General features: G+C 68.5%; 15 protein-coding genes. 5 read left to right on the plus strand and 10 right to left on the minus strand.

The genetic code is table 11. The features are described from left to right. The 3 genes from IGS68_RS10525 to IGS68_RS10535 all read left to right on the plus strand — a co-directional run bounded on the left by IGS68_RS10525 (window position 1) and on the right by IGS68_RS10535 (window position 2943). Window positions 1-819 (plus strand): hypothetical protein, encoded by an 819-nt coding sequence (locus IGS68_RS10525; protein WP_201079701.1) that lies wholly within the window; start codon window positions 1-3, stop codon window positions 817-819. Window positions 820-1020: 201 nt separating this feature from the next. Continuing rightward, complete coding sequence (locus tag IGS68_RS10530; protein ID WP_201079703.1) at window positions 1021-1899, plus strand: glycine betaine ABC transporter substrate-binding protein; 879 nt, start codon at window positions 1021-1023, stop codon at window positions 1897-1899. Window positions 1900-1920: 21 nt separating this feature from the next. Then, complete coding sequence (locus IGS68_RS10535) at window positions 1921-2943, plus strand: isopenicillin N synthase family dioxygenase (protein WP_201079705.1); 1023 nt, start codon at window positions 1921-1923, stop codon at window positions 2941-2943. 24 nt (window positions 2944-2967) lie between these two features. Here the strand turns inward: IGS68_RS10535 and IGS68_RS10540 are convergent, their stop codons facing one another. The 6 genes from IGS68_RS10540 to ftsE form a co-directional block, all read right to left on the minus strand. After that, window positions 2968-5262, minus strand: a complete 2295-nt coding sequence (locus IGS68_RS10540) for an adenosylcobalamin-dependent ribonucleoside-diphosphate reductase (RefSeq protein WP_201079707.1) — start codon at window positions 5260-5262, stop codon at window positions 2968-2970. 252 nt (window positions 5263-5514) lie between these two features. Further along, window positions 5515-6306, minus strand: a complete 792-nt coding sequence (locus tag IGS68_RS10545; protein WP_371821890.1) for a lysophospholipid acyltransferase family protein — start codon at window positions 6304-6306, stop codon at window positions 5515-5517. A 63-nt stretch (window positions 6307-6369) separates the two neighbouring features. After that, on the minus strand, window positions 6370-7275 hold the full coding sequence (locus IGS68_RS10550) for a TrmH family RNA methyltransferase (protein WP_201079709.1): 906 nt from the start codon (window positions 7273-7275) through the stop codon (window positions 6370-6372). 30 nt (window positions 7276-7305) lie between these two features. Further along, entirely contained in the window at window positions 7306-7908 is a 603-nt protein-coding gene (locus tag IGS68_RS10555; protein ID WP_247881268.1) for a YdcF family protein, read from the minus strand. Beyond that, window positions 7905-8786, minus strand: coding sequence for a cell division protein FtsX (locus IGS68_RS10560; RefSeq protein ID WP_201079711.1), 882 nt, complete (start codon window positions 8784-8786; stop codon window positions 7905-7907). The genes IGS68_RS10555 and IGS68_RS10560 overlap by 4 nt, the downstream gene beginning before the upstream one ends. Further along, a complete protein-coding gene (gene ftsE, locus IGS68_RS10565; RefSeq protein WP_246148206.1) occupies window positions 8786-9448 on the minus strand; it encodes a cell division ATP-binding protein FtsE in 663 nt (220 codons plus the stop codon). The genes IGS68_RS10560 and ftsE overlap by 1 nt, the downstream gene beginning before the upstream one ends. Window positions 9449-9637: 189 nt before the next feature. Between ftsE and IGS68_RS10570 the strand changes: the two genes are divergently transcribed. Continuing rightward, the gene (locus IGS68_RS10570) at window positions 9638-10312 is read left to right on the plus strand and encodes an MJ0042-type zinc finger domain-containing protein (RefSeq protein ID WP_201079713.1); all 675 of its coding nucleotides are present in this window, start codon (window positions 9638-9640) and stop codon (window positions 10310-10312) included. 109 nt (window positions 10313-10421) lie between these two features. Further along, entirely contained in the window at window positions 10422-10817 is a 396-nt protein-coding gene (locus IGS68_RS10575) for a response regulator (RefSeq protein WP_201079715.1), read from the plus strand. A gap of 320 nt (window positions 10818-11137) precedes the next feature. On the opposite strand, the gene IGS68_RS10580 is transcribed toward IGS68_RS10575, so the two are convergent. Genes IGS68_RS10580 through argH form a run of 4 tightly spaced genes read right to left on the minus strand, consistent with a single transcriptional unit; the run spans window position 11138 to window position 16722 of the window. Continuing rightward, complete coding sequence (locus IGS68_RS10580; RefSeq protein WP_201079717.1) at window positions 11138-13786, minus strand: TIGR02302 family protein; 2649 nt, start codon at window positions 13784-13786, stop codon at window positions 11138-11140. A 40-nt stretch (window positions 13787-13826) separates the two neighbouring features. Further along, entirely contained in the window at window positions 13827-15095 is a 1269-nt protein-coding gene (gene lysA / locus IGS68_RS10585) for a diaminopimelate decarboxylase (RefSeq protein ID WP_201079719.1), read from the minus strand. Then, window positions 15092-15310, minus strand: coding sequence for a hypothetical protein (locus tag IGS68_RS10590; RefSeq protein WP_201079721.1), 219 nt, complete (start codon window positions 15308-15310; stop codon window positions 15092-15094). Before IGS68_RS10590 ends, lysA begins: the two co-directional genes overlap by 4 nt. Further along, window positions 15307-16722, minus strand: a complete 1416-nt coding sequence (gene argH, locus IGS68_RS10595) for an argininosuccinate lyase (RefSeq protein WP_201079722.1) — start codon at window positions 16720-16722, stop codon at window positions 15307-15309. Before argH ends, IGS68_RS10590 begins: the two co-directional genes overlap by 4 nt. Window positions 16723-16736 lie beyond the last annotated feature (14 nt).

The raw sequence follows: 16736 nt of genomic DNA on the forward strand, positions 1-16736 counted from the left end.
GTGGCGCCGACGGGGGAGCCGACCGACGGGGAGATCCTCGACCATCTCGACGCCATCTGTGCCACCGAGGCCTTCCGGCGGGCGACCCGGTGCAGGAACTTCCTGCGCTACGTGGTCGAGGAGACGTTGGCGGGCCGCACCGACCGAATCAAGGCCTACGCGATCGCCGTGTCCGTCCTGGGGCGGGACGAAAGCTTCGATCCCCAGGCCGATCCCGTCGTCCGCATCGAAGCCGGGCATTTGCGCCGGCGGCTGGAACATTACTACCTGACCGACGGGAGCGCCTGCACCGTCCGGATCGAGTTGCCGAAAGGATCCTACGTCCCCGTCTTCGTTCGCATCGCTCCACCCGTGGAGGAACGGAGGCCGCCACCCGCATTCGGACGGCGGCGGACGGCGCTCGGCGGCACGGTCCTCGCCTTGGGCCTGCTGGCCCTGCTCGGCGGCGACACCGGAGGCGGCGTCCCGGTGCGGACCGTTCAGGTCAATGCCTTTGTTCCGCTCGACGGGATGGGGGCCGACATGGCATCGGGCCTGCAGGACGAATTGAAGCGGACCCTGACGGGTAACCCGTATCTGTTGGTAGTGGACGAACGGCATGCCCCCGGCGCGCCGGGAGCCGACTTGATCCTGGAGGGCAGCGTCCGCGTCGTGGACGGCCGGATCCGCGTCAATGCCCGCATGATGGAGACGCGGACGGCACGCTACATCTGGGCTGAAGGCTTCGACGTCTCACCGGGAGAGATGCCGCTGCTCGACCATCAGGCGAGGGTCGCCGAAGCGATCGCGCAAAGGGCCTGCCGATCCTTCGGGCACTGATCCCACGGGGGCCGGCCCCCATCCGCGGAACGGCCTAGACCCGGTCGCGGACGTCCGTTCCAACGGCGGGATGCTCGGCCGTCGGATGCGCGAGAGCGAAAAAGAAAAATCCGCGTCGATAAAGATTTGATGGGAACAATGAAGGAGGTTTTGAAATACACAGGGGCAGCAAAGAAGCCATCATGCGAGGAGAACAGCATCATGAGGCGCCTCCAGCTTTTCTCGATCCTAGGAGCCTTTCTCGTCACCTCTTTGAGCTCGGCGAGCGCATTCGCGAAAGACCCCATTCGGATCGGTCTCAACAACTGGGCGGAGGCGATCGCCGTCAGCCACATGTGGCAGCAGGTGCTGGAGGAGAAAGGCTATGAGGTCGAACTGAAGACCGTCGAGAAGGCGATCCTCTACACCGGGCTTTCCACCAACGCCATCGACCTGGCGCTCGAGATCTGGATGCCGACCACCGATGCCGCCTATTACGAGCGCTTCAAGGACAGGATCGATCTGCACGAGTCCTGGTACCACGGCGCCCGCCTCGGCCTTGCCGTGCCGGCCTACATGGAAATCGGCAGCATCGAGGATCTCAAGGACAAGGCGGCCACCTTCGGCGACGGCCGCTCGTCCGACAGGATCGTCGGCATCGAGGCCGGCTCCTCCCTGATGGCCATGACGGAGGAGGCGATCAAGACCTACGGGCTGGACTACAACCTGGTGACCTCGTCCGAAATGGCCATGATCAGCACTCTGGACCGGGCCTACCGCCAGGAAGAGCCGGTGGTCGTGACGCTGTGGAGCCCCCACTGGGTCTTCGCGAAATACGACCTCAAGTATCTTCAGGATCCCCGCAACGCCTACGGTGCGACCGACGACATCCACTTCATGTCGCGGAAAGGCTTCGCCGAGGACTTCCCCGAAGTCCTCGGCTGGCTGAACGCCTGGAGCATGGACGACGACAGCCTGGGGACCCTGATGGCGGAGGTGAGCGAGGCCGAATCGCCCGAGGAGGGGGTCAGGACATGGATCGCCGCCAACCGGTCCCTGGTGGACGGCTGGCTGGATTCGCGGCAGTCCGCGCAGAACTGACCCCGGGCCGGAGAGGCGGAGATGCAGCATACATTCGATGAAATTCCGGTGATCGATACCTCTCCCCTGTTCCAAGGCGGAGACGGGGCCGGAAAGCCTGGCCGCGACGGCGTGGATCGCGCGATCGGCGGAGCCTGCGAGGAGATCGGCTTCTTCGTGATATCGGGGGCGGCGCTTCGGGAGTTCGCGCCGCCCGGGCGGCTCGCCAGCCTTTTCCGCTTCTTCGACCTGCCGGAAGAGCGGAAACGGCCGCTGGCGCGGCGGCGCTTCGTCCCGGCCAACACCAACAGCTACCGGGGCTACTTCCCCACCGTCGACGGCGACCTGTCGTTCAAGGAGGGGATCGACGTCGGGCCGGAGTTCGTTCACGGCGATCCGCGCTATCCCCTGGAACATCCGCTGATCGAACGCAACGTCTGGCCGGACGAGGCGGACCTGCCCGGCTGGCGGGCCGAGATCGGCGCTCACTACGCGGCCATGACGGACCTGGGCAGGATCCTGATGCGTTCCATGGCCCGCTACCTGGGCCTGGAGGAGGGGTGGTTCGATCCGCACTTCGAAGCGACCAACTCGACCCTGCGCCTGCTGCATTACCCGCCGCGGACCGACGCGTCCCTGGTGGGCGTGGCCGACGGACATGTCGTCCATGACGGCGTCCGGCGGCCCGTCATGGCGGAGAACCACGTGGACTCCGGCCTGCTGACGCTGCTCTATCAGGACGACACCGGCGGGCTCCAGGTCCGCAACGGCGCCGGCCGGTGGATCGACGTTCCGCCGCTGGCGGACTCGTTCGTGGTGAACCTCGGCGGGGCGCTCCAGCACTGGACAGACCGGCGCTTCGTCGCGACCGCGCATCGCGTGCTGGGCGACGGGCGCGAGCGCTTCTCCGCGCCGTTCTTCTTCGAACCCGCGGTCGATGCGGTGATGCATCCGATCCCGTCGGCGGAAAGACCGCCCCATCTCGAACCGATCCGCTACGGCGAGCACCTTATCCGCGCGATGCAGTCCTTCGTCGAGACCCGGGGCGTGGCGACCAAGTCCTGACGGCCACCCAACGCCCGGCCTTCCTCAGCTACATTTCGAATAGCCGCAGTTCGGGCATTGGTCGCACCCTTCCTGGCGGACTAGTCCGGGCTGGCCGCATTGCGGGCACTGGCGCTGGTGGCCGCCCGGCGCGCCGACCGCCCGGCGCACGGGTTCCGCCGTCCCGCCGCCCTCGCCGTGTTCGGGCAGGAAGCCGATCCCGATCATGTGCCGCTCGATCACCTCGCCGATGGCGGCCAGCAGCGAGGGAACGTAGCGGCCGTTCATCCATTGGCCGCCGCGCGGGTCGAACACCGCCTTCAGCTCCTCCACCACGAAGGCGATGTCGCCGCCGCGCCGGAACACCGCGCTGATCATGCGCGTCAGCGCCACGGTCCAGGCATAATGCTCCATGTTCTTGGAGTTTATGAAGACTTCGAACGGCCTCCGCCGCCCGTCCTGGATGATGTCGTTCAGGGTGATGTAGAGGGCGTGGTCGCTCTCCGGCCAGCGGACCTTGTAGGTTTGCCCGGGAAGCACGTCCGGCCGGTCGAGCGGCTGGGTCATGTAGACCACGGCGCCCGCATCCTGCACCGTTGCCGGAGTGGATGGCGCGGCAGGCGGAGTCTTGGCTTTCTCCTCCGCCTTCTTCACCGAGAGCACCGAACCGGTCACCTCGTTGGGGCGGTATGTCGTGCAGCCCTTGCAGCCAAGCTCGAAGGCGTGGACATAGACATCCTTGAACGACTCGAACGACAGGTCCTCGGGGCAGTTGATCGTCTTGGAAATGCTGCTGTCGACGTATTTCTGGGCGACCGCCTGCATCACCACATGGTCGGCCGGGCTGAGCGCCTGCACGTCGACGAAGTAGTCGGGCAGGGGAGCCTGCTCCCCGAACATCTGCCGGAACAGCCGGAAGGCATGGTCGGAGACCTCCTCCTGACGGCGCGAGCCGTCGGGCATCAGCACGTTCCGGTCGTAGCTGTAGGCGAAGACGGGCTCGATCCCGGACGAGATGTTGTCGGCGAACAGCGAGATCGTGCCGGTCGGCGCGATCGACGTCAGTAGCGCGTTGCGCAGGCCATACGCCGCTATGGCGTCGCGTACGTCCGTGTCGAGCGTCAGCGCATTGGCGCCCGCCAGGAACTTCTCCGCGTCGAACAGCGGAAAGCTGCCCTTCTCGGCGGCAAGCCGGGTCGAGGCCAGATAGGCGTGCCGGCGCAGGGCCGCCAGCCACTGCTCCGTCAGGGCGACCGCCTGCTCGCTGCCGTAGCGCGCCCGGCACAGGATCAGGGCATCGGCCAATCCCGTGACACCCAGCCCGATCCGCCGCTTCGCCTTCGCCTCCGCCAATTGCTCGGGCAGCGGGAAGCGGGAGGCATCGACCACGTTGTCCATCATGCGGACGGCCAAGGGCACCAATTCCGCCAGACGGTCCATATCCAGGTGCGCCTGCTCGGTGAATGGCTTCCGGACAAGCGCCGCGAGGTTGATCGATCCCAGCAGACAGGCGCCATAGGGCGGCAGCGGCTGCTCCCCGCATGGATTGGTTGCAGAGATATCCTCAACGTACCACAGATTATTGTGTTGGTTGATCCGGTCGATGAAGATGACGCCCGGTTCGGCATAGGCGTATGTCGCCCGCATGATGCGGTCCCACAGGTCGCGGGCCTGCAGGGTCTTGAAGACGGTGCCGTTGAAGGTGAGCGGCCAAGCGTCGTCCTGGCGGACCGCCGTCATGAAGGCGTCGGTCACCAGGACCGACAGGTTGAACATCCGCAGGCGCCCGGCTTCGCGCTTCGCCTCGACGAAGGCTTCGATATCCGGGTGGTCGCATCGCAGGGTCGCCATCATGGCGCCGCGCCGGTGTCCGGCGCTCATGATCGTGCGGCACATGGCGTCCCACACGTCCATGAAGGACAGCGGGCCGGAGGCGTCGGCCCCCACGCCCAGCACCGCGGCGCCCTTGGGGCGGAGCGTCGAGAAGTCGTAGCCGATGCCGCCGCCCTGCTGCATGGTCAGCGCCGCTTCCCGCAGGTGGGCGAAGATGCCGCCCATGTCGTCCGGAATCCGTCCCATGACGAAGCAATTGAACAGGGTGACGTTGCGTCCGGTACCGGCGCCCGCGAGGATCCGGCCGGCGGGCAGGAACTGGTAGTCGGCCAGCGCTTCGGCGAATCGGGGGACCCACGCTGCGGGATCTCTTTCGGGCTCGGCCAGGGCCTTGGCCACGCGCGTCCAAGTGTCGCTGACCGTTTTGTCCACAGGCTGCCCGTCAAGCAGCTTCAACCGGTATTTCATATCCCAGATCTGCTGGGATATGGCTGCCACCGAGGTCATGCTGGTCTCCGTCCGCCACCGCTCCTGGCTGCGATGAAAACGTCAAACTTATTGTTCAACAAGGATTTTCGTGGAGTTCTTCAGGCCTATCCGGAAAATTGGTGTCTTTGTCCGCCCGGGTCAAGCCGATTTTGTTCCCGATATGTTCTTAAGGCGGTCGTAAACCGGACAGATCGGCCGGTATTGCACGCGAGCCGCATCCGGTGCAACGCCGACGCGCACATCCACAGAGTTTTCCACAGGCTGAAAAAGTCAGGGCATTGCTGCCGGCGCTCCTTGGGGCACCTGCTTGGCCGGCTTCTGCGTGGGAGGGCCGCCCGCTTCCACCACCAGTCGATCGGTCGCCGCCTCCAGCCTGGTTTCCAGTTCCGCCAGCGCCGCGTCCCGTCCGAGGCCCGGCTCGATCGGCGGAAGGAACTCCACCAGAATTTTCCCGCTCCGTTTCCGGAAACTGCGCCGGCCCCAGTAGACGCCGGAATTCAGCGCCATGGGCACGATCGGCAGGTCCAGTTCCTTGTAGAGCACTCCTACCCCCACCCGGTAGGGGAGGTAACGTCCGATGGCCGTCCTGGTTCCCTGGGGAAAAATGACGATCGGCCTTCCTTCGGACTTAACCCGGGCGGCTCCCTCGACCATCGATGCGATGGCCCTGCCGCGGGCACTCCGGTCGACCGCGATCATCCGGGCCTTGGCGGCGTACCAGCCCCAGATCGGGAGGAACAGCAGCTCGCGCTTCAGGATGATCGCCGGGTCGTCGATCAGCAGGTGGAGCTTCATGGTCTCCCAGGCGGACTGGTGCTTGGCCGCCAGGATGTAGGAGCCGTTCCGCGGGACGTTCTCCAGCCCGCGCACCTCGTAGTCCAGCCCCAGGATCGCGCGCTCCAGGAAATAGACGGTCCGCAGGTACCACTCCACCACATGCACCATCTGCCGGCGCGGCAGCAGCAGCATCCACAGCAGGCCGAAGCAGCACACCGTCGTCCAGGTGAAGAACGCGATATTGAACAGGAGCGAACGGGCGACGGTCATGGGCGTCTTGGACAAGGCCTTCTGAATGGAGGTATCTCGCACGGTCGGATGCGCCGGTCGCCCGGCGCGGCGTCCCTTCTAGCGCGCCCGGGCGCCGGACGCCAGTCCGGCTTGGCGGACGGAGGGTCGCGCCCTGGTCAGTTCGTGGATCAGGATCGCCGCGGTGGCCGCGACGTTGAGCGACTGGACCCGGCCCGATCCCGCCAGGGTCACGACTCCCTCGCAGGCGTCCAGGATTTCGCGCCCCAGTCCGTCCTCCTCGTTGCCGAGCACGATGGCCGTCGGCCGGCGGTCGGCGGGCTGGTCCAGCGGCTCCCCGCGTCCCAGCGCGGTTCCCAGCACCCGGTAGCTGGACGCCAGCTGCTTCAGCACCCGCGCGAAGCCGGTCGCGCGGTAGAGCCTGACATGCTCCATCCCGCCCTCGGCGACCCGGTAGCTCGCTTCGGACGGGCCGGCCTGCGCGGGATGGTCGGATATGACGATCCGCTCCAGCCCGAAGAAGGCCGCAGTCCGCACGATGGCGCCCAGGTTGTGCGGGTTGCCGATGCCGTCCAGCAGCAGCAGCGGCTTGCCTTCCGCCGCCCAGCGGGACGCTTCGGCCGGATCGAACGCCGGGAGGGGACGGGGCCGGGTCACCGCCACGACGCCGCCGTGCAGGACCGTTCCCGCGACCCGCGCCAGCTCGTCGGTATCGACCTGCCGGTAGGGCTTGCGCGCCTTCGCCAGGTCGCGGCAGAAGGCGGCGACCGCCCCGGCGTTCCGCTCGTCGAAGAACAGGCGCTCGACCAGCCGGCCGTTGCGCTCGAACAGCGCGGAGACCGCCGGAAGGCCGGTGATCCGAAGCAGCTTCTCCTGCGGCGGTTCGGGCCTTTCCGGGCGGTCCATCAGCTCGGGAGCGGCCCTGCCGGGAGGCCGGCGGCCCGCCGCCTTGAACCGGGGGGCGCCCTTGCCGGGCTGGGGACGGGGGCGGGGTGGTTTGGGCATGGTTCGGATCATTCCTGCCGGGGCTCGGCATCAGGACGACAGCGTATAGCGCGCCAGGGCGAACAGGTACTTGTTGTACTCGTTGACGATCAGCGCCAGCGTTCCGGGCCAGCGCCACCAGTCCGCCAGCTTGACCGCGTCGGGAGCGACGGGATGCGGTACCACGTCCACCTGGGGCATCGCCATGCCGAACTCCAGCAGGCTGCGCCGCATATGGTAGTTCGATGTCACGAGGCGCAGCGATTCGTAACTCCGGCTCCGCATCCAGGCCGCCGTCTCCGCGGCGTTGCCGACCGTGTCGCCGGCTTCGTAGCCCAGCACGATGCAGCATTCCAGGGTGCTCGGCTCCAGCCTGGCCGCCCGCAGCATGTCACGAAGGTCGACGCCCTGATGGACGCCGGACACGAACAGGGTCCGACCCAGGCCGCGGGAGAGGAGCTGGACCCCCGTGCTGATCCGCTCGCTGCCGCCGGTCAGGACGACGATGGCGTCGGTCGCGCGGTCGGCCCAGCCGTCCTCCCTCGGGATGGTCTGGGCGAACCAGACCAGCCCGCCGAGCCAGCAGACCAGGGCCAGACCCAGCAGCGCGGCCGGCGGCAGCAGCACGCGCGCGACGCGCTGCGCCAGGATCACGGCATCCGCGCCAGGGCGCGCATGACGGTGATCCGGGCGGTCACCGCCGCCAGGACGGCCGCGATCGCCGGGACGGCGGCCAGGGACACCAGCTGAAGCTGGTTCAGCGCCATGTCGGGCATCAGGCCGGCCGCATACTCCCCTCCGGCCCGCTTCAGGGCGATCAGGGTCGCCGCCGCCAGCACCGTCCCGATGATCCCGCCGCGGATCGCAAGTCCCAGCACATGGCTCTGGAACTGGCGGGCGACGTAGCGGTCGGGCGCTCCCATGACATGCAGCAGCTCGACCACCTGCCCGTGGATCGCGAGGCCGGCGCGGGAGACGAAGATCACCGTCGCGACCGCGGCCCCGCCGACCAGCGCGAGTATTCCCAGCGCCACCGCCTCGACCGCCCGGGCGATCGCGAGCAGATCCTTCAGCCAAGCCGCGTGGTCGTCCAGCTCGGCTCCGGGCACCGCTGCCCTGAGCCGCTGGGCAAGGCCGTTCATGTCGATCCTGCCGCCGGCCAGGGCCACGTCGATCATGGCCGGCACGGGCAGGTCGGCGTTCAGCGCGCCGGTGCCCAGCCACGGCTCCAGCAGGCCCTGCAGATCCTGGCGGGGCAGGGGATCGGCCCTGGCGATTCCCGGCGTGGCGCGAAGCACGCCCAGCGCGGACTGGACGCGCTGGTCCAGCGCCGGCGTTCCCTCGGGCAGCGGCGGCACCTGGACGGTCAGGGTTCCGGCAAGGCCGCGGTCCCAGCGCCGCGCCATGTCGGACAGCACCATGGACCCGGCCATCGCGAGGATCGCCAGATAGACCATCAGGGCGATGATCCAGGGCAGGAACCGTCCCGTCACGTCGCGTTGAAGCGGCAGATCGTAGTGGGTGCGGAACATCAGGCGATCCGGGTTGCGCCGCCGCCCCGCGGCAGGTGCTGGAGCATGCCCTTGTCGAGCACCATGCGGGCGTAGCCGAACCGTTCTATCATCATTTCGTTATGGGTCGCGATCACGATGGTCGTGCCGAGCTTGTTCAGTTCCTCGAACAGGTGGAGCAGGCGCATGCCGATCCTGTCGTCCACGTTGCCGGTCGGCTCGTCGGCGAGCAGGAGGCTGGGCCGCGTGATGACCGCCCGCGCGATGGCGACTCGCTGCTGCTGGCCGCCCGACAGCGTCGCCGGCTTGTCGTTCAGGTGGTCGCCCAGGCCGACCCAGCTCAGAAGCTCCGCCACATGCTCGCGCACCTGCGACTCACGCGCTCCGGCGACCCGCAGCGGCAATGCCACGTTGTCCAGCGCCGAGAGATGGTCGAGCAGGCGAAAATTCTGGAAAACCACTCCGATGCGGCGGCGCAGCGGCGGCAGCTCGCCCCGCTTCAGCGACGCGATGTCGTGGCCGAACATGGTGATCAGCCCGCGCGACGGCCGGTGCGCCAGATACATCAGGCGCAGCAGCGAGGACTTGCCGGCGCCGCTGGCGCCGGTCAGGAAATGGAACGTCCCGGGTTCCAACGTGAAGCTGACGTCCCGCAGCACCTCCGGCCCATTGCCGTAGCGCATACCGACATTCTCGAAACGAATCAAATCCTTCCACCTTCGCAACCCTGGACGGCGGGCAGCATCGCACGGCGCGCCCGAAGGCGTCTATACCAGCGGCGCTTCGGCATATGAAGCAAGCCCCCGACTTGCTTAATACCTCCTTAGTTTCTATAAGACATCCTGCGATTCCACGATTTCTTCATAGCTTTTATGATTCTCACCTGCCCGGCCTGTTCTACCCGCTATCTGGTCGACCCCGCCACCCTGGGCAGGGACGGGCGCATGGTGCGTTGCGCCAAGTGCGGCCACAGCTGGATGCAGCGCCCGCCGGTGGACATGCCCAAGCCCGTCGATCTGGCACCCCCGCCGGAGGAGATCGAGGTCAAGCCGATCCCGCCCGGATCCAACCTGCCGGCGATCCGCAAGCCTGTGCCGCCGAAGCCCAAGTCGAAAGCTCCGCTGATCGTCTCCGCGGCGGCGGCGGTCGTGCTGCTTCTGGCCGGCGGGCTGTTCATGCGGCAGGAGATCGCCGAGATCTGGCCCCCCTCGGCAAGGCTGTTCGAGACCATCGGCCTGCCGGTCGAGGCGCTGGGCGCCGGGTTGCAGCTCCAGAACGTCCGGTCCGAGAAGCGGGTCGAGGATGGCATCACGATCCTCGTGATCGAAGGGCAGATCACCAACGTCTCGGACCGGGAGCGTGCGGTGCCGCCGCTTCGCGCGGTGACCCTGGGACCGGACAAGGTCCCCGTCGGCGACTGGAGCTTCACCGCCTCGCACGAGACGCTGCTCCCCGGCGAGATCGCGACCTTCCAGAGCGAGATGCGCGAACCTCCCGGCGTGATCGCCGAAATCGCCATCACCTTCCAGCAGGGAACCGGCGGCTGAACTACTCCGGGCGCGGGCCCCGGTCCTTCGCCGGCGTCCTGGACCGCCGTCCGTTCCGGTGGCTAACTGGCGGCGGTATCGATCAGGACAGCCGCGGGTTCAGCAGCCGATGAGTGAAGTTCCGGGAATTCCCGCGCACCGGGTCCTCCTCGCCGAGGACGACCCCGGGGTGCGCAGCTTCGTCGCCCGCGCGCTCAGGCATGCCGGTTTCGCGGTGACGGACGTGGAGGACGGCCAGCAGGCCCTCCAGGCGCTCGATACCGAGCCTTACGACCTGCTGGTCGCCGATATCGTCATGCCGGTCGTGGACGGCATTGCGCTGGCGCTCAGCGCCGCCAAGCACCGTCCGGAGATCAGGATCCTGCTGATCACCGGCTACCCGGCGGAGCACACCCGCGCCCGCAACCTGGAAGCCCTGATCCACGCGGTGATCCCCAAGCCTTTCAGCCTTCAGGAAATCTGCGCCGCAGCCCGCGCAGCGTTGGAGATCGGCGGCAGGGACTGAGCCGATCCTGCATTGTAGTCGGACCTGGCGGCAACTGTAGATCGGCTATGGCGAAGCGGCAGCCGACAAGCAGGCGAGTAGAGGCTCTACACGGTGGTTTTGATCGATGAACCGTAGGTCGGCCTCGGCCGAAGGCCGACGCCGACAGCGTGGCCGGAGCGTTGACGCAGGGTGTCGGCGTTCGCCCTGACGGGCGAAGGCCGACCTACGCCACTCCGCTCCACAGGACTTGTCAGAACCACTGTGCAGCACCAGCAGGTGTCGGCTGCCGCTTCGCTCTCGCCGACCTACAAGACTACCTCACGGGGCCGCCCCGTCTCTCAGAAGCGCCGAAGCAGGCGGTCGATATAGTCCAGCTCCAACTGCGGACGGTTGAACTCGCCGGCGCGGCGGCGGAGTTCGTCCAGGATCTCCCGGGCGCGCTGCAGGTCCGACTGTTCGGGAATCCGCACGTCGTTGGTGTCCGCGCGGCCGAAGCCGGGCAGGGGGCGGCCGAGCGGGTCCCGGCCGCGGTTCGACTGCTGCATCTGCTGCTGGCCGGGCATCTGGCCCGGCTGCTGGCCCATCATCATCTGCTGCGCCATCTGTTCGGCCATGGACTGCAGGCCTTGCTGGAGTTCGTCCAGCGCCTGGGTCTGGGGCGGGACCGCGGCGCCGGGCATGCCCTGCTCCAGCGCTTGGCCGGCATCGCGCATCGCCCGCTCGGCCCGGCCCAGGGGGCGCGGGATCTCTCCGCCCATCTCGCCCAGTTGCCGCATCAGTTCACCCAGTTCGCGCCGAAGCGCCTCCTGCTCGGCCGCGCTTGCCGAACCCTGGCCCTGCTGGCCCTGCTGACCTTGTTGTCCCTGCTGCCCTTGTTGTCCCTGCTGGCCGCGCTGGCCGGGGCGCTGCTGCCGGCTCGGCATCTGCCCCTGCTGCCCTTGCTGGCCCTGCTGCCCCTGTTGTCCCTCCTGGCCCTCCTGCCCCTGCTGGGATTCACGGAAGCTCTGGTCCAGCAGTTCGCGCTGGCGCTGGGCCAGATCCTGGAGCTGCTGCATCATCTGCCCGGCCTGGTTCTGCTGGTTCTGCTGCATCTGGGCCATGTTGCCGTTGCGCAGGTTCTCGAGCATCTGCTGAAGCTGGGACAACATCTCGCGTGCCGCCTCGCGGGAGCCGGTCTCGGCCATCTGCCGCATCTGGTCCAGCATCTGCTGGAGATCCTGCCGGTCCATGGTCTGGCCCTGCATCTCCGGCGGGATCTGGGGCAGCTGCTCGCCGCGTTCCATCGCCTGGCGCATCTGCTCTTCCATGGCGTCCAGGAACTCGTTCAACGCCTGCTGAAGCTCATCCATCAGCTTCTGCAGCTCCGCGTCCGGAGCGTCCCGGTCCAAGGCGTCCATCAGGCGCTGCTCCGCGTCGCGCAGGTTGCGCTCGGCGATCGAGAGCGTGCCGTCCTCGACCCGCAGGGCGGTATCCCACAGCAGCTTCTGGATGGCGGGAACCGCGTCGGCGGACTCGTCCAGGTACAGGCGAGCCACTGCCGACCGGAGCGACAGGAACACGACCACGTCGTCGCGGAACTGGAACGGACGTGCCGAAATGATGCCGAGACCGCGCGCCACCTCCTCGCGGCTGGATTCCGGGCGCAGGGTCAGCTTCTTGCGTTCCTCGATGATCGCCCGGGCGACGGGGTTGAGGAACTCCCGCTCCGGCAACACCAGGGCCACGTCCTCGGTCATGCCGGTCTGGCCGGCCCCGTCCGTCGCGGATACGCGCAGCGTGACCGGCAGGCCGGCCCAGGGATGGGGGGTCAGGTCATGGAAGCTGGCGCTGCGGGCCACCTTGGGCCGCACGCCGGGCAGTGGGAGCTGCAGCTCGATCGGGGTCCGGTCCAATCCCGGCTCGGCGCCGTCGCCGCTCAGCCGGATGGTGCCCTGGACGGCGGCGATGCCGTAGTCGTCGCGCGCCTCGTATTCCACCCGCATCGCGCCGCGCTCGCCTGCGGCCGGGGGCGCGGGCAGCGCCACGATCGGGGCGGTATCGGGAACGACGGTGATCGGCCATGATCCCAGCGACCCGCCGTCCTGCTGGATCTCGATCATGCCGCCGGTGGTGACCGGCTGGCTGGCCTGGTAGCTGGACTGGTCGATCTGCTCGAAGGCCATGCTGGTCCCGTTGGCGTTGAGCGCCGGGACGCCGGAACCGCCGGTCACCCGGGCCAGCACGACGCTGCCTGTCGGCACCGGAACCGGCCCGGCCGGCTGGGATGGCTCGGAGGCATTGCCGGAAGCCTGCTGGGCCGCCGGGGCGGGCTGGGCGGACCGCAGGAAGATCGGCGGCAGGCCGGTATAGTCGGGCGGAGTCACCCAGACGTCCAGCATAGCCCGGGCGTCTCCCGCCGACCCGTCCAGATGGGGCGACAGCGCCGCGGCGAGGCGGGGCCGCCAGTCGCCCCAGGTCCCGAACGCCGCGACGAACAGGATCAGGCCGACGGCTGCCCGGAACGCCCAGGGATCGCGGGCGGCGAGGTTGGGGTGGGGCAGCTTCACCCGCAGCGACTTCATGCGCTGGCGCGCGCGCTCCTGGTAGAGCCGCCAAAGCTCGGCGCTCGCCGGGTCCGAGCCGCTGGCGAGGTTGTCGCGGACCGCGGCCAGCGGCCGGTGCGTCAGCCCGCTGTCCCGCTCCAGACGCCGCAGCGCCGCGGTGTCGTCCGGCAGCCTGATCCGCCGCGCCCCGATATAGAGGGCGGCGGCGAAGGCCGCGGCGAACAGCACCAGCACCAGCGCGTGGAGCCAGCCGCCCAGGGCGGGCAGCACGTTGAACAGGGCGAGGGCGATGAACAGTCCCGCGACTCCCGCCGCCGGCCAGAGAGCCGGCCAGAGCTGCTCCCACGCCAGCGCTCCGCGAGCCAGGGCCAGCCGGATCGTCGGCTCGCCGGCGGCTCCCTTGCGCCGGGTGGGGCTCTGCGTGCGATCGTCGGTCCCGTTCATACCGCTTCCCCCCAAAGAAACCCTGTCCGCCGGCACCCCGTCAGGGGTCAAGCCATGCCGGCACCCGTTCCGCCGCCAGCATCTCCTCGACGGTCGGTCTCCGACGGACGACCGCGTGGTCGGCCCCCGAAACCAGCACCTCGGGGATCAGCGGGCGGGTGTTGTAGCTGGACGACATCACCGCGCCGTAAGCTCCCGCCGACAGGAATGCCACCAGATCTTCTTGGTCCAAATGTGGCAGGACCCGCTGCACCGCGAAAGTATCCCCCGACTCGCAGACCGGGCCGACAACGTCGATCGGCGAGCCCGGCGCGTCGGAGGACGGTTCGACGACAGGAAGGATGGTGTGCCAGGCGTCGTAAAGCGAGGGCCTGATCAGGTCGTTCATCGCCGCGTCGACGATCAGGAACTCCCGGTGCAGCCCGGTCTTCCGGAAGATCACCCGGGTGACCAGGATGCCGGCGTTGCCGACCAGCGCCCGGCCGGGCTCCAGCGTCACGTGGCAGCCCAGGTTGCCGGTGATGCTTTTGACCATCCCGGCATAGGCGCCGACGGCCGGAACCTCCTCGTCCCGGTACAGGATGCCGAGGCCGCCGCCCAGGTCCAGGCGCTTGATGTCGTGCCCATCTGCGCGGAGCGCGTGGACCAGTTCGACCACCCGCTCGAAAGCGGCGCGGAAGGGCTCCAGGCTGGTCAGCTGCGACCCGATATGCACCGCGACCGCGACGGGGGCGATCCCCGGCAGGGCGGCGGCGCGGGCGTAGATCTCGCGCGCATGGTCGATGTCGATGCCGAACTTGTTCTCCTTCTTGCCGGTCGCGATCTTGGCATGGGTCCGGGCGTCCACGTCCGGGTTGACCCGGATCGCGATGGAGGCTGTCCGGCCCATCGAGGCCGCGACCTCGCTCAGGGCCTCCAGCTCGGGAATGGACTCGACGTTGAGCTGGAAGATTCCGGCCTCCAGGGCGGCCCGCATCTCGCCGCGCGTCTTGCCGACGCCGGAGAAGACGATCCGGTCAGCCGGCACGCCGCCCGCCAGCGCCCGGCGCATCTCGCCCTCCGACACCACGTCGGCGCCGGCGCCGAGGCGGGACAGCGTCCGGATCACGGCAAGGTTGGAGTTGGCCTTCAGGGCGTAGCAGATGCCGGTGTCGGTGCCTTCGAAGGCCGTGGCGAAGGCGCGGTAGTTCGCTTCGAGCGCCGCCGTGGAATAGCAGTAGAAGGGCGTGCCGACTTCCGCCGCGAGGGCGGGCAGCGCCACGTCCTCGGCATGCAGCACGCCGTCGCGATAGGTGAAGTGAGGGTTCATGGCGTGGTCGGCTGGGGCTGCGTAGGGGCCGGCGCCTGCCGCTGCGGTTGCGGCAGCGGCTGCGGGTCGAGGGCGGGGTTTGGATAGGTGCCGGGGAAGCGGTCGGCGGCGCGGCCCTGGGGCGGCTCGATATAGCCGGGCTTCTTGCCGCAACCGGCCAGGGCCAGGACGGCGAGGCCCGCCGCCGCCAGGCGGAGCGATGCCTGCCGGCTCACAGGAAGCGCTCCCGGGCCGCAGCCACCGCCTTGCGGACCGTCTCCGGCGCGGTGCCGCCGAAACTGGTCCGGCTGGCGACCGAGGCGTCCACGGTCAGCACGTCGAAGACGGCCTGGGTGATGCGCGGCTCGACCGACCGGAGGTCGTCGAGGCTCAGGTCGGCCAGCCTGGCGTTCCTGTCCTCCGCCAGCTTGACGATCCGCCCGGTCACGTGATGGGCCTGGCGGAACGGCAGCCCGAGCACCCGGACCAGCCAGTCCGCGAGGTCGGTCGCGGTGATGAAGCCGGCTTCCGTCGCTGCCCGCATCCGGCCGGCGTCGGGCGTCATGTCGCGGACCATTCCGGCCATCGCGGCGACGCACAGCCCGAGCGTGTCGTCGGTCTCGAACACCGGTTCCTTGTCTTCCTGCATGTCCTTGGAATAGGCCAGCGGAAGCCCCTTCATGACGATCAGCAGCCCGCCCAGCGCGCCGATCACGCGGCCCGACTTGGCCCGGACCAGCTCCGCCGCGTCCGGGTTCTTCTTCTGCGGCATGATCGAGCTGCCGGTGGTGAAGGCGTCGGTCAGCCTGACGAAGCGGAAGGCGTCGCTGCACCAGACCACGATCTCCTCCGCCAGGCGGGAGAGGTGGACCGCGCAGATCGCGGCGGCCCCGAGATACTCCAGCGCGAAGTCGCGGTCGGACACGGCGTCCAGCGAATTGGCGGTCGGCCGGTCGAAGCCCAGCGCCTCCGCGACGCCGTGGCGGTCGATCGGGAAGGAGGTGCCGGCCAGCGCCGCCGATCCCAGCGGGCATTCGTTCAGACGCGCGCGGGCGTCGCGCATGCGGCCCCGGTCCCGGCCCAGCATCTCCACATAGGCCAGCAGGTGGTGCCCGAAGGTCACCGGCTGCGCCGTCTGCAGGTGGGTGAAGCCCGGCATCACCGTGTCGGCGTGCCGTTCCGCCAAGTCGATCATTGCGGACTGCAGGTCCTTCAGCCCGGCGTCCAGCCGGTCCAGCGCGTCGCGCACCCACAGGCGGAAATCGGTCGCCACCTGGTCGTTGCGGGACCGCGCGGTGTGCAGCCGACCGGCCGGTTCGCCGATCAGCTCGGCGAGCCGCGCCTCCACGTTCATGTGGATGTCTTCCAGTTCGGTCTTGAACGTGAAGCCGCCGTCGGCAATCTCTTTGGCGATACGGTCCAGGCCTTCGATGATCCTGGACGCGTCGTCCTTGCCGATGATGCCTTGCCGGGCGAGCATGGCGGCATGGGCCTTGGAGCCCGCGATGTCCTGGACCGCCAGACGCTGATCGAATCCGATCGACACGTTGATGCGTTCCATGATCGAGGACGGTCCGCTTGCGAAGCGTCCGCCCCAAAGCTGGTTGGCGGAGCTGCCGGCGTTCTTGGATGTTGCTTGTTCGGTCATGGGATGCGGTTTGT

It is taken from the genome of Skermanella sp. TT6 (assembly GCF_016653635.2).
GTDB lineage: Bacteria > Pseudomonadota > Alphaproteobacteria > Azospirillales > Azospirillaceae > Skermanella > Skermanella cutis.